Source organism: Virgibacillus sp. M23 (assembly GCF_034190895.1).
GTDB classification, from domain to species: Bacteria; Bacillota; Bacilli; order Bacillales; family Amphibacillaceae; genus Virgibacillus; species Virgibacillus salarius.
Window position 1 is genome coordinate 1 of record NZ_JAWDHA010000088.1, and the last position, 13,757, is coordinate 13,757.

11 protein-coding genes are annotated in these 13,757 nt (G+C 33.2%); 9 read left to right on the forward strand and 2 right to left on the reverse strand.

What is annotated here, in order from left to right:
• Positions 1 to 659 precede the first annotated feature (659 nt).
• Positions 660 to 1,934 (forward strand): MFS transporter, encoded by a 1,275-nt coding sequence (locus tag RVS70_RS20350; RefSeq protein ID WP_321134644.1) that lies wholly within the window; start codon positions 660 to 662, stop codon positions 1,932 to 1,934.
• Positions 1,935 to 1,975: 41 nt separating this feature from the next.
• Here the strand turns inward: RVS70_RS20350 and RVS70_RS20355 are convergent, their stop codons facing one another.
• Positions 1,976 to 2,158, reverse strand: coding sequence for a helix-turn-helix domain-containing protein (locus tag RVS70_RS20355; RefSeq protein ID WP_026680550.1), 183 nt, complete (start codon positions 2,156 to 2,158; stop codon positions 1,976 to 1,978).
• Between the two features lie 308 nt (positions 2,159 to 2,466).
• On the opposite strand from RVS70_RS20355, the gene RVS70_RS20360 reads away from it, so the two are divergent.
• The 8 genes from RVS70_RS20360 to RVS70_RS20400 all read left to right on the forward strand — a co-directional run bounded on the left by RVS70_RS20360 (position 2,467) and on the right by RVS70_RS20400 (position 12,884).
• Positions 2,467 to 3,927, forward strand: coding sequence for a SulP family inorganic anion transporter (locus RVS70_RS20360; RefSeq protein ID WP_321134646.1), 1,461 nt, complete (start codon positions 2,467 to 2,469; stop codon positions 3,925 to 3,927).
• Between the two features lie 30 nt (positions 3,928 to 3,957).
• Positions 3,958 to 4,374, forward strand: a complete 417-nt coding sequence (locus RVS70_RS20365; RefSeq protein ID WP_026680548.1) for a universal stress protein — start codon at positions 3,958 to 3,960, stop codon at positions 4,372 to 4,374.
• A 541-nt stretch (positions 4,375 to 4,915) separates the two neighbouring features.
• Positions 4,916 to 5,731 carry a manganese catalase family protein gene (locus tag RVS70_RS20370; protein ID WP_026680547.1) on the forward strand — a complete coding sequence of 272 codons (816 nt, stop codon included), beginning with the start codon at positions 4,916 to 4,918 and terminating at the stop codon, positions 5,729 to 5,731.
• A gap of 255 nt (positions 5,732 to 5,986) precedes the next feature.
• A complete protein-coding gene (locus tag RVS70_RS20375) occupies positions 5,987 to 7,951 on the forward strand; it encodes an ABC1 kinase family protein (protein WP_228089194.1) in 1,965 nt (654 codons plus the stop codon).
• Between the two features lie 223 nt (positions 7,952 to 8,174).
• Positions 8,175 to 8,606, forward strand: a complete 432-nt coding sequence (locus RVS70_RS20380; protein WP_026680545.1) for a hypothetical protein — start codon at positions 8,175 to 8,177, stop codon at positions 8,604 to 8,606.
• 722 nt (positions 8,607 to 9,328) lie between these two features.
• A complete protein-coding gene (locus RVS70_RS20390; protein WP_321134650.1) occupies positions 9,329 to 10,144 on the forward strand; it encodes an SRPBCC family protein in 816 nt (271 codons plus the stop codon).
• 1,002 nt (positions 10,145 to 11,146) lie between these two features.
• The gene (locus tag RVS70_RS20395; protein WP_321134652.1) at positions 11,147 to 11,947 is read left to right on the forward strand and encodes a sulfite exporter TauE/SafE family protein; all 801 of its coding nucleotides are present in this window, start codon (positions 11,147 to 11,149) and stop codon (positions 11,945 to 11,947) included.
• 277 nt (positions 11,948 to 12,224) lie between these two features.
• Positions 12,225 to 12,884 (forward strand): SAP domain-containing protein, encoded by a 660-nt coding sequence (locus tag RVS70_RS20400; RefSeq protein WP_051388288.1) that lies wholly within the window; start codon positions 12,225 to 12,227, stop codon positions 12,882 to 12,884.
• A 743-nt stretch (positions 12,885 to 13,627) separates the two neighbouring features.
• Here the strand turns inward: RVS70_RS20400 and RVS70_RS20405 are convergent.
• Positions 13,628 to 13,757: ATP-binding protein (locus RVS70_RS20405; RefSeq protein WP_246484846.1), on the reverse strand; the 130-nt coding region annotated here is incomplete at its 5' end.

A 13,757-nucleotide genomic window follows, 5' to 3' on the forward strand; every position in this document is an offset into this window, starting at 1 on the left:
CCGGTTAGAATATTCTGTACTCTGATTAAACGCTTTATCCATCAATACATTCAATGAAATGGTGCTTGATTAATTCTAAGAAAACAAGAGTATTTTGAAGATAATTAAAGTATATAGAGGGAGGTTAGAATAAGATGGCTCAAAAACCGCTTAACAAAAAGATCTTACTAAGATTGTACAAAATAATAAGGTACACCTTACATGGGGAATAATGGGCATTCATAATCACCAGAAAAATGGAAGAAATATGCTACTAAATATGTCATTAAGGGTCTGATAGTTTATAATTTCATTAAAATGGTTTTTGTGTATCTAAAATTTCTCTACACATAGAAGTAAATTTGCAAAGCCCTTCTATATCACTCATTAACAATGCCTCTTTTTTATTAGAAACAATTTATAATACATTTACGTATTTGATATTCCATTCATTTGTTTAAAATTCCTTAAATTAACATAAATATGAATATTTAACTATAATGAAGTCAATCTGAATATAATTAAATACTATTCAAATTAATTGTATATATTGCAGTACATAATTTGTTAAACTATTTAATGATATATGTTTATGTATAACATTTTATACATAAATCATCCTTTCCTTTCACTCTACTTCATTATACTTTTGAAAAATAACAACTAGGTGGTGCAATTTCATGAAGAAGTTGAAATTATTTCAATCATTTTTCTACGGTTGGGTGATTGTCTTTATTGCTGGACTAGGAGTATTTTTTTCAGGTCCAGGGCAAACATATTCTAACTCTACGTTTATTGATGAATACATCCATGAATTCAATTGGTCTAGGTCACAGGTTTCGGGGTTATATTCTATGGCTACCTTAATAGCGGGTCTAGGTATGATGGTTATCGGGAGATTTATAGATAGATTTGGACAGCGGATGATGATGGTTATTGTCGGCACATTATTTAGTATAGCTTGCTTTTTTAACAGTATGGTTTCTAGTATGTGGATGCTTGCAATTGGCTTTTTCCTTATACGTTTATTGGGTCAAGGTAGTATGTCTCTAATACCTAATACATTAGTTGCACAATGGTTTATTAAAAAAAGAGGAATTGCTTTTAGCATTATGACATTGGGCAGTTTTGCAAGTGCTATGGTTTTCCCTATTGTGAACACTTGGTTAATTCATACATGGGACTGGCAGTTTGCATGGAGATTCTGGGGTGTTCTGCTACTATTTATATTTGTTCCTATTGCTCTTATTGGAGTTCGGAATAAACCGGAGGAGATTGGACTATTACCAGATGGATCAAGTGAAAATGCTGAAAAGCAAACACGGGCAGTAATGGGGGCTCAGATTCAAGAAGCTGCGACAGATTGGACATTAAAAGAAGCAATGAAAACTAGAGCTTTTTGGGCAATTCTAATTTGTGTTGGGATTCCAGCAATGGTTAATATTGGTATTACTTTCCATATTATATCTATATTTGGTAGTAATGATTTGTCACCAGAATCAGCTGCAATTGTGTTAAGTTTAATGGCAATTGTGGGAGTACCAATGTCTTTTATTTCTGGATATATAACAGAAAAAGTAAAAACGAATTATTTATTATTTGGTATATTTTTAATAGAAATTATATTACTATTGATGTTACTTGTAACAACGAATGTCTATGTGGCTTTTGCATTTGGTGTCTTATGGGGGATAGCAAATGGATTAGAACGAATTGGATTAAATATAATTTGGCCAAATTATTTCGGGCGTAAATATATAGGTAGTATTAATGGAGTAGGCGTAACGATGGGGGTATTAGGATCAGCCTTTGGACCACTACCTTTTGGGGTAGGCTTTGATATTTTCCATAGCTACACTCCTGTACTGTTAGCTACTTTATTATTTCCTTTAATCGGATTGTTCTGTGCTCTGATTGCAAAAAAACCAGAGAAATCTCAACTAGCTAATGGCTAAAATAAAAGACCCTAGGCTTATCGTTTTAGGGTCTTTTTATATTAGATTCTTTCTCCGTTTTTTAATCTTTCGATGAATTCATTTAAATCTTCTTTTTTTACTCTCCAATGTCTTCCGATTTTAAAACCAGGGATTTTTCCTTCTTGAACTAATTTATATGTTGTCATCTCACTTAATTGTAAGTATTCTGCAACCTGTGCAACGGTCATAATCTCATGAGTCATTACAATGCCTCCAAACATTTTTCCTTGTAACTAATCATACCATAATTAATTGTTTTAAAAAAAAAAAACTTAAATAATTATATATGGTTATAGATAATTATATTAAATATAACTATTTTATAATTAATTGGATATAGAAGTTATCTAAAGTAAATTGGAGAAATTTGAAGTAATAATAAAATGGATACGTTTTCTTGGGATTTTGCTGTTTATAATATATATGGTATGATTCGTTCTGTTCTATGAAATAATCCTTGAACTATTAGTCTATTAATATATATATAATAACAACAAAGAGGAGCTGAAAAATGAATATTTTAAAGATACAACAAGAATGGTTTGGAAATGTAAAAGGAGATATCTTATCCGGAATCGTTGTCGCATTAGCTTTAATTCCAGAAGCAATCGCTTTTTCTATTATTGCTGGTGTTGATCCGATGGTAGGTCTTTATGCTTCTTTCTCTATAGCATTAGTGATTGCCTTTGTCGGTGGTAGACCTGGGATGATATCCGGAGCTACTGGAGCAATGGCACTACTCATGGTTAATTTAGTTGCAGAGCATGGGTTACAGTATTTGTTAGCTGCGACTATTCTAACAGGAATAATTCAAATATTATTTGGCATATTAAAGTTGGCTAGAATGATGAAGTTTGTTCCACGATCTGTAATGATTGGATTTGTAAATGCATTAGCTATCATGATTTTTACTTCACAGTTACAGCATTTTGTTGGTGAAACATGGATTATGTATGCACTTGTAGCATTAACATTAGCCATTATTTATTTATTACCTAGATTTACAAAAGCTATTCCATCAACCTTAGTAGCAATTGTTGTTGTTACGGCGATTGTCATAATAGGTAATATAAATGTTGGAACAGTAGGTGATATGGGAATAATAACACAACAATTACCAGTATTTTTAATCCCAGATATTCCACTAACAATGGAAACACTATTGATTATTCTTCCGTATTCTTTTTCATTAGCAATCGTTGGTTTAGTAGAATCATTATTAACAGCTAATATAGTTGATGATATGACTGATACAGAAAGTAATAAAAATAAAGAAAGTCGTGGACAAGGCATTGCGAATATAGTCACAGGTTTCTTCGGTGGAATGGGTGGATGTGCAATGATAGGACAATCAGTTATAAATGTGAAATCTGGAGGAAGTGGTAGGTTATCTTCACTTGTAGCAGGTGTTGTTTTGATGTCTATGATCATTATACTAGGTGAGGTTGTAGTTCAAATTCCTATGGCTGCCTTAGCGGGAGTTATGATCATGGTTTCTATAAGTACTTTTGATTGGTCTTCTCTTAAAAATCTTGTTAAAATTCCTAAGACCGATTCAGCAGTAATGCTGACTACCATAATAATTGTATTAGCAACACACAATTTGGCTATTGGAGTATTAGCTGGAGTATTATTAAGTGCTATTTTCTTCGCAGCTAAGATTTCTAAAGTTAAAGTAACGGAAGGTCAAGTAGTACAAAATCAGAAAAAAACCTACCGTATTGAAGGACAATTATTCTTTGCATCTGTAAGTGATCTTCCAAGTGAATTCTATTTTGGAGACACTATAACCGAAGTAGAAATAGACTTAACACAGGCCCATCTATGGGATGACTCTGCCATTGGGGCGTTAGATAAAATAGAAGCAAAGTTTGCCCAGAATAATATCAATGTAAATTATATTGGTTTGAATGAGGAAAGTAAGCAACTGAAAAAACGTATTGGTGGTATTTCAAACGCGGCTGGTCACTAAGTCTAATAATATTGTAAGGAGTGAGATGAATTGTTTAAACGAATATTACTGGCAGTAGATGGGTCGGAGCACTCAATACGATCCGCTAGATATGCAATAGAACTTGCTAATAAATTCGAAGGGACTACTGATATTATATATGTAGTTGATGGAAAAACGGCAAAAGAAGATGTTTTACATTCAACCAATAAACTAGAAATCGAAAAGAAAAGAGAAGAAAAACTGAAGCCAATTTTAGATATGTTAGATAAATCAGATATGGATTACAATACAAATGTTCTTCATGGTGATCCAGGACCAGAAATTGTTGAATTTGCAAATGAAAAATCTTATGATTGTGTAGTAATAGGGAGTAGAGGATTGAATGACTTACAGTCTTTTATTTTAGGGAGTGTTAGTCATAAGGTTGCAAAACGTGTAAATTGTCCTGTTCTTATAGTTAAGTAAGGGATGTGGAGTTTATTTCCATATTCTTTTTTTGTAGTATAGGAAATTATAAAATTAGCCCATGCGGATAAATATGAGCGTGTTAGCCATGTCCGGCTCCAGCGCCCAGAAACGAGGCTACTTCACGAATCGCCCCACGATAAGTCATCACGGCTCGCAAGCACACCGTGATTCCTTAATCTCCATTGACTTGTTCCAGTCGCTACGTTTCTAATCGGGCGCTTCCGCTTGTTCAATTATTTTATTTCCGATACAATCTACCTTTTAAAGGGGAATATTTCCCATAAATAACCTTGAACTAGAAAGAAAGTTCATATAATTTCTTCACCGTTCTCTGAGGAGTAAACTAAAAATTATTAACTTTTATATAGATATGCAATAACAACGTTATTGAGCGTTTGTGTGCTTAAATTAGATGTGTTACTACCGTAAAAGTGCGTAATGGTTATTGATGGAATATATTGCATCTAATAAAAGTTTAACTATTACTAAACCTAATCCTTGAAAGTTCTTACTGTACGAAGAAAAGGAGAGGTGTTAAATGTTTTATCATGTAAAGGAGTTACAGTATAATGCAAAACCAAGTCAACCAGATCCAGTTTATGCTAAGAAGTTGCAAGAAATACTAGGTGGACAATATGGAGAAATGTCTGTTATGATGCAGTACCTATTTCAAGGGTGGAATTGCCGTGCAGAAGGTAAATATCGTGATATGATACTTGATATTGCAACCGAAGAAATTGCACATGTAGAAATGATTGCAACAATGATTGCTCAATTATTAGATGGCGCGCCTGCACATGATCAAGAGCAGGGAGCTAAAGATCCAGCAGTTGAAGCTGTCCTTGGTGGTATGAATCCTCAGCAAGCTATCGTAAGTGGTTTAGGTGCACAGCCTAATGATAGTATAGGTTATCCTTGGACAGCTCGTTATACCATAGCGAGTGGGAATTTGCTTGCTGATTTTAGAGCAAATTTAAATGCAGAATCGCAAGGAAGACTTCAAGTGTGTAGACTTTATGAAATGACAACGGACCCAGGAGTTAGAGATATGCTTTCTTTCTTAATTGCCCGTGATACCATGCATCAAAATCAATGGATGGCAGCTATTGAAGAATTAGAAGAAACGCAAGGCGCTGTTGTTCCAAGTACATTTAACCAAAAGTATGAGAAACAAGAAGTTTCATATTCCTTTATGAACTTTTCTGAAGGAGAGGATAGTAGTACAGGTAAATGGGCAAACGGTCCAACCCTTGATGGACAAGCTAATTTTGAGTATGTTCAAAATCCAAAAGCTATGGGTCAAAAACCTGATTTACAGCCAGGACCGAGATACATTCATGGTACTTCACCGTAGATATAAGAATCAAGCAAAATGCAGAAAATAAGATGAAATCAAATCATAGCGATAATAATCCGCTTTAAGAAATAGTAGTAAGTTTCCCGTTTAAAAGGTAGGTTTAAAAAAAGTATTGCACCCTAATGTTAGACACGATCAAACAATTGGGGTGCATTATCTTGTGGGAAGAGCATAATTCTTTTGACATAGATATACGATATAACTTAAACTATAACCATTAAAATCATTATAAGTGGCTAGGTGGAATGGGATATGTTCTTTTTAAGTGTATTAATTGTGTCTTTCATAATATTTATATTGCTTACTTCTTTTTTTAACATGAATCATAAAGTAATCGTATCGTCAATTAGCGCACTTGTTGTTAGTGTGTTGGTTCAAGTTCTAGAGCAATTTTATTTGAGCAGTATCATTATCGCTGCTCTGATTTTTTATTTTATAATCGCAAATATCAAGGCGTTTAAAAATGAACAGCTTAAGCTATTGGTTGCTGTGCTATTCAGTACAGCCATCGTGACACTCATTCTATCTTTTACATACTTCAATCAAATTTCTAATATATCTGATTCTGAGATTTTGAGAGTTATGTTTATCTATTACCCGTTACTTATTATATTTATCACTTGCTATACATACATGCTTCTTTGCCTCTTTAATTTTAAAGTATTACAAGTATCTAACCCACTCCTTTATATTATGAATAGAATTCGTGGTTTTATGCGCACGATTCAACTCTTGTGGATTGCTTCACGTAAAGGTTTAAATCATTTGATTCAACAAGATCATGCGAAGTTGCCACATGTAATTGCTGAAATTCTTGATGAGATGGGTGGAGTTTTTGTTAAGTTTGCGCAAGTATTATCGACAAAAAAAGAAATTTTACCTAGTAATTACATTGATGCATTTTCAAGTTTACATGACCAAGTAAAACCTTTAAGTGAAGATGAGCTTAAAACAATCATTGATAACAAAATTGGTAATATCGATGATATCTATGAATCATTTGAGATGCGACCTATCGCAGCAGCTTCTATTGGTCAAGTTCATCTAGCGAAGCTTAAGTTAACTGGAGAGATAGTTGTTGTTAAGATTTTAAGACCTAATGTTAAACAAAAGATAACAGTGGATTTAGATTTATTAATTCAATTTGTGTCATGGCTGTCAGAACGTTCTTCTAAAATTAGCAGACTCGGCTTAATAGAACTCGCAAGAGGATTTAAAAAGAGCCTTATCGAAGAAACTGACTTTGATATCGAAGCGTTAAATACAAACATGTTAAGAAAAGCATTTAAGGAACACAATATTACTATAAGAGTTCCTAAAGTCTACTCTGAATATTCGACTAAGCATGTATTAACGATGGAGTATATTGAAGGGGATAGTTTTACAAAAGAAGTGACAACCGACGTTTCAGAAATGATTATGCACGCATTTTTAAATCAAATACTGATGATTGGTATCTTTCATGCTGATCCACATCCGGGGAACATCATGTTGACAACCGATGGAGAAGTTGCGCTTATTGACTTCGGCTCAGTTGGTTATTTATCAAATGATGAAAGAGCTGGTATGTTAAGTTTCCTAATTGGGTACAGCAATAATGATGCGCAAGAGATGGCGCATGGTTTGATGAGGGTTTGTGAAAGAGAAAATGTACCCGAAGAAGATATGATAGAACGACATCTCAATAAACTTTTATCAGAAGCATCTTTTTCACATGACCCAACTAGTGTGATGATGGGACGACTGATGTCGATGATAGCCGAGATGGGGCTATCTTTAAAACCGACCGTTGCCGGTGCATTTAGAGCAATCATTACTCTAGATGGGACATTATCATCTGTAGATGAAGAATATTCATTAACAGCAGCGAGCGAATCATACGCGAGTCGTATTGATAAAGGACGGTTGTCCGAGGAACATTTTAGTAAGATTAAGGGGAGGTTAGAGGATTACATCCCAAATTTACTAGAGTTGCCTATTCTTAAGGACAATAAAATTACTATAGTTCATGAGGAAAAGCATCATTTGAATGATTTTATAGGGACTTTAACAGTTGGTATATTTACAGTGATATGTATGGTTGTCATGCTTATGAGCTTTTTCGTGCAAGGTGAGCTCATGCAATTTTTACTTGCTCCCTTATCCATGTCAGGCTTTGGAGTTGGTATGATAATACTTATCATGTCAGTAATTAGGCAGCTGAAACCGAAGGTATAAGCGTGATGATAATTTTACACATAATCGATTTTTTAAAAGACATGCTTTCATAGCTTAGAGCAATTATGAGAGCATGTCTAATTTATATTAATAGTTCCCAGCAGATACATTTTCTCTACCTTATTGCTTTACCTGCGGCTTTATCGGTCACATGTCTACCCACTAACAAGAGCAGCATAATATGTTAACGGAACATTGTTCGTTAATTGATGGAGGATTAGATATGAAATATTTCTTGAAGTTAAATGTGGTCAGCATGCTATACGCTCTTATGGTATTTGTTCCTCTTGAACTTATGGTAAATGTGTATAGAATTACTAGATTACTAAATTGGAAAGTTGATACGGTAAATATTATGACTGGCATAATGCTTATTGTTGAGATTATTGGTGGTACACTACTAATTCTTTTCTTAACAAGGAAATGGTTGGATGGGCGAAAAGCAAGCTTTTGGACAATCATCCTTTGGTTACCCTATTTTATTCTTTTTATTTATATATTCGCATCTTTATTTCCGATAACTAATGGTGGGGATTATCCCAATCCTGCTACTGGTCTTTTAGCAATAGGAGGACTTATAGTCTATCCGTTTTATATACTAATTCTCAATTTTGTCGGTATGATAAGCGATGATGAAACAAATAGGACTATCTGAATATGGGTTTACATAATAACTGGATCAGTATGCAACCAATGATTGTATAAAGCACTTACAATTAATCCTTGCTGAATGATGGAGTACATAAAAATGAATAGAATGTAAGGGAGAGAAGCTCAATTGGTAAAATTTCATTTTTCCATAATAGCTTGTGTAGTAATTGCGACAATACTCGGTTTATTTGGTCAGGACATCGCTTATGTAATGAATGAAAAGATTTTATCTTTTATTCACCTTAGTTATTATTTAACTGTATGTACTATACTTAGCATTGGATTATATTTGATTTCTGTTGTAATAGTTTATGTAGCTGATAAGAAGAAGAAAATTAGTAGAATAGTTTATTCAAAATATATGATAATCGTTATAATCATAGGCTTATTCATTTCATGCTGGTCTTTATTTGTTTTGGCTATGTGGTGGAGTTAAGTATATTATTTGATTAGGGATCGTTTGATGGAACACAATCGATAGCAGCGATTGTAAGTCTGATTTTCCAGCAGATAACAGTAGGCGTCTTACTAGCCAGGTAGTTTAGAGCATGTCATGTCACACCTGAAATCCTGCCACTATAAACAATATATGGTTAGTTTTTTGTGATTCTTAAATGGTGCATCCAAGCTTTATAAGACTTGGGTGCTGCTTTTTATACTAATATAGTAAATTTTTCCTGTTCATAGTATAATTAATCGAATAAAACTGAATAGGAGAATGTAAAAGTGAAGGAAATACATTGTTACCGTTTTGAATCAGAAATAGACTCTACTATTGATCTAGTATCTGAATGTTTGAATAAAGATGAACATGTATTAAAATGGAATACACAAATAATCGAAAATATGTATGATGGAAGCGAAGATGATTTAGAAGAAGGGGCAACTTTCATTACGAAACAAAAATTAGGTAAAAAAGTATATGAGTTTCATGCTAAATGTACAAGACATGATCCTCCAAACTATGCTACAGTCGAAACTAAAACAAAAGAAGGTATTAGTAAGACAGAATATATTCTTAAAGAAACCCCCGAAGGAACTAATTTTATAGTTAATGTTTCTTTAATTCCTTCTAATTGGATATACAAGTTAGCAACACATATGTTTAAGTGGTCTTTTAAACATGTTTATGACGAACAGTTTGATAACTTCATAGAATATGTTTATCAAATAGAGTATGAAAGGGGAATATTTGATAAAGAATTTATTAAAGATAACCTAGGAATTGGAATGAACAAATCTGAGGTAATAGATCTGATTGGAGAAGCTGATGTAGTTGGAGTAGACCCTAAGAATGCCTTGCCTTATTGGAGATATGATATTGGAGCTACAGATGATTATGAGAATGAGCTAGATAAACAATTAGGTGATGGAATCGTTCATGCCATTGATGAAGAGGGAATTAAAAACGGTATAGTAAAAATGCAATTATTTATTGGTTGGAGAGACGGTGAAATTAGCAATATTAGTAATACTTATATAGAAGATGGTAAATTGATTACTTATTGTTTACGATCTAATGACGGTGCAATAGTAGAATAATGAACGATGCACCAAAGCATTCTAGTATTAAGCTTGCTTTCGCGTTTATCCCAAAAATGAGTCGTTTATCCAAGTGGCGAGGTATATGTTTCAAAAGAGTGCTAAATCCACAACCTTAAAAGATTTAATTTCACCTTACGTTTGCATTCGTTATGATTTATTATGTGTATGGTTTCTAAAATACATGGTTAATGATGATTTAACTTGAGTTAAGCATTTTCATTATTGTATTTAAAAAAGTTCAACAATAAAGAAAAAGTCGTAGTTTTCAACGACCTTTTCTTTTTTTATTAGTATTCTAAATTTAATACTATTTTGAGTATATCTTTCTTGATAACCAGCTTTATGCTTTGGCGGAAAACGCTAAAAAAGCTAGTAAGAAAAAATATTGTGCATTGCTTTAGAATTAAAAATAACAACAGCAAGCAATAAGGTGGAAGGATGAGATTATTCAAGCTACTATGAAAGTGTTGGGTTCTACTAGTTTATGAAAGGTGTTCTATATGTATCGCCTAAGCAAAAAATATTTGATTTCTTATGTGATATTATTTTGTATCTTTTACTTTTTTGTTAAGAGTTGGAAGTACATGGTGGTGATGAGTAGGATTGGTTAGAAGGATTTTTGTTTATGGCAGGGTTTAGCTCGATATACTTAGTACAGAAAAGGCGACTAAATAATAAATGAAACCTAAAACATAGCTATTAAATCGCTGCTAATTTTAAAAAAACAACGTAAAAATAAATGTAGTTCTTTAGAGGTGAATAAGGATGGTAATATTTTTTATCATGATTATTTTAATTGTCATCTTATTTGATTTTGTTAGGATTAGAAATCAAAACGACACTATCATTGAACAAAATGAAAAGGTTATTTCATTATTAGAAGAAATTAAAAATAAGTAATGCGCTGTTTTGTTATGATAGTTAACTTTGTAAGCGTCGATTATTCAACTACCGATTTTAGTCAATCGAATAGCAAATTGTCGTAAATGGGGGAATTATGTGGAACTAATTATAGTTTTTTTAGTGTTTGGTGTATTAACAGGTTTTTTGTCGAGCATGTTCGGCTTCGGAGGGGGATTTGTAGTAATACCCGTATTGTATTTGTTGCTGCCAAAATTAAATGTTCCTGATTCATTAGTTATGCACATGGCCATAGGAACATCGCTTGCTATTATGATTGTGAATTCTATAAACTCAACGATATCTCATCATCGTAAAGGCCATATATTATGGTATATTTTTTTTCAGCTTGCACCTGTAATTGCCGTAGGTGCTTTAATCGGGGGCCTTTTTTCTCCTTTTATTGCAGGCGATATTCTTAGATATCTATTTATTATGTTTGCTATTTATACAATTATTTCTTCCTTGATGAAGAAAACATTTATAGATATGAAAGACAATCATATCAAGATGCCAAATCGCATAAAAACGTCGTTTATTGGCTTAGTAGTTGGTGTTATCGCCACGTTGCTTGGTATTGGCGGCAGTGTTATAACCATTCCCTTCTTGCGAAGCTGTCGATTAAAGATGGTCAATGCGGTTTCTCTTGCAACTCCGTTGAGTCTTCCTATAGCGATTGTAGGTGCTGCAACATCTATATTTAATGGAATACAACATCCAGATCTCCCCACATGGTCTTTAGGCTTTGTTTATATTCCGGCATTTATTGGTATTGTTGCTGGAGGGTTTATAGGCGTACCTATAGGCACACGCATTGCTCACCATATGCCTGATCGATTATTTTCCAAGGTTTACTTGTCTTTGCTTGTTATTGTGATCATTGCAATGATATTTGAATAATGGGGGTTGGTTAGGCCATTGAGACTGAAGATAAATTGCAGTTTGCCTTAATTTTAAGGTTTTTTCTATAATCGAGGCGATAGAATATAGAAGGTTATGTTATGATTCGTTAAAGGATTTTATTAAACACATTCACGCAAGCATCTTTGGATGAAAAAATGAGGATGAAAGATTATAAACGGAAGCTTAAATGATTAGAATTTCTAAAGCTTTATAAATAGTGGTGCTGTATAATGAATTGATGCGTTTACCAGATCATAATTACTGGAGGATCAATATGGATAAAATGAATGGACTAGACTTTAATCGGAATATGTCAGTTAAGGAATTTTCTCAACATTATTGGTATAAAGAAGAGTTAAAGAGAATTTGTATTGATTGTAAAATACCCTCGCATGGAACAAAAGCGGAATTGGAATCAAAAATTAAAAACTATCTATCTGGAAAAAAAGTAGGTGATAACCGTCAAAAAGTTTCTAATATTAGAAAAGGCGTTCGTTCAACTAAAATAACTGTAGCTACGAAATTAATTCCTGAGGGTTTTAAGTTTAATCAAACAGCTAGGGAATTTTTTGCAAATTATTATAATGTTCCAAAGTTTAAATTTACAAAAGAAATGGCATCAGCGCTACGTGAAGCAGAACGCCAAGGTGATCTTAACATGACTGTAGGGGATTTAATCAAAATTTATGAAAAGGGAAAGAATGGGGAGGAGAATCATAGCATAATTTCTCCCGAAGAAAAAACGTATCAATGGAATAACTTTGTTAGAGACTTTAATAAAGATACGAGGACACAATGTATGAAGAATAAAATGAAAATTGCTGCTTTTTTGTGGAATTATGTAAAAACTAATCCTGGCCCAAAACAATATAATGAAGATCTATTAGATCAGTTTTATCGTGAAGTTGAAAAGATTTCAAACGCAAAAAAATGAAAAGTAAGAAGTTTTATCATTGAAGGTAAATTTGAACACATGATAGACTATCAAATCATATAAGCGAATTAGCATAAGAGACTGCCTTAATGGTTAAGATTGCGATCATTCATACATAGATAGTCTCTTATTTGGTATGGTCTCCTGTGGTTAGTATGTTAGACTATATCAAGTTGTCTAATTGCCTGCTATAAGGGATCTCCAATTCGTATGAATGGCGGGCTACCGATTATTTTTTAATACGCTTCAAATGTAATCAAGCATGTAAATAATAGCATGGTAAGGAGTTTGTCCTTGTTCAAGAACCCCAGAATACTATATAACCTTACATATCTGGGGTTACTTTTACTATTCTTTAAAGGGTGCATTCATAACCAAATCTACAAAACCCATACGAAGCATAGAAGAACTCAAGTTATTTGGTTGTTGCTGAGCATTTTTAAGTTTAGAATCATATTTTATGAGCTCAATCATAGATTTTTTGAACTTGGTTTCAATTCGTTAATAATTAGTCTTCTCTGAAATGTTTTCTATGTGTAACCCAACTACCCCATTCCTGAACTAAGGCAATTTTCTTCTTAGGCATTCGGACTTAATAGAATAGATTACTGTTAGGAATCTCAACTTAGGGATTCCTTTTTTATTGAAACGTTTTAGGCTTATTATGAGTCTAAGTATTAAACGGGGGGAGGTGTGACCGTCAAGTAAAATGACACAATTTCTGCTTATTAATTTGAAACACTTTACTGCCCAAATATGGTTTTTCGATGCTTCATTCGCCAACTGTCTTCATTTAAATGAATAATTTCCACTCGATGCAATATACGATCTAGAATCGCGGTTGTAATTGCCTGATCTCCTAATAATTCACCC

Bases quoted from the DNA above. Each gene is read 5' to 3' on its own strand.
- RVS70_RS20355 (WP_026680550.1), bottom strand. From the start codon at position 2,158: ATGACTCATGAGATTATGACCGTTGCACAGGTTGCAGAATACTTACAA.
- RVS70_RS20380 (WP_026680545.1), top strand. From the start codon at position 8,175: ATGAAATATTTCTTGAAGTTAAATGTGGTCAGCATGCTATACGCTCTT.
- RVS70_RS20400 (WP_051388288.1), top strand. From the start codon at position 12,225: ATGGATAAAATGAATGGACTAGACTTTAATCGGAATATGTCAGTTAAG.
- RVS70_RS20360 (WP_321134646.1), top strand. From the start codon at position 2,467: ATGAATATTTTAAAGATACAACAAGAATGGTTTGGAAATGTAAAAGGA.
- RVS70_RS20370 (WP_026680547.1), top strand. From the start codon at position 4,916: ATGTTTTATCATGTAAAGGAGTTACAGTATAATGCAAAACCAAGTCAA.
- RVS70_RS20350 (WP_321134644.1), top strand. From the start codon at position 660: ATGAAGAAGTTGAAATTATTTCAATCATTTTTCTACGGTTGGGTGATT.
- RVS70_RS20375 (WP_228089194.1), top strand. From the start codon at position 5,987: ATGTTCTTTTTAAGTGTATTAATTGTGTCTTTCATAATATTTATATTG.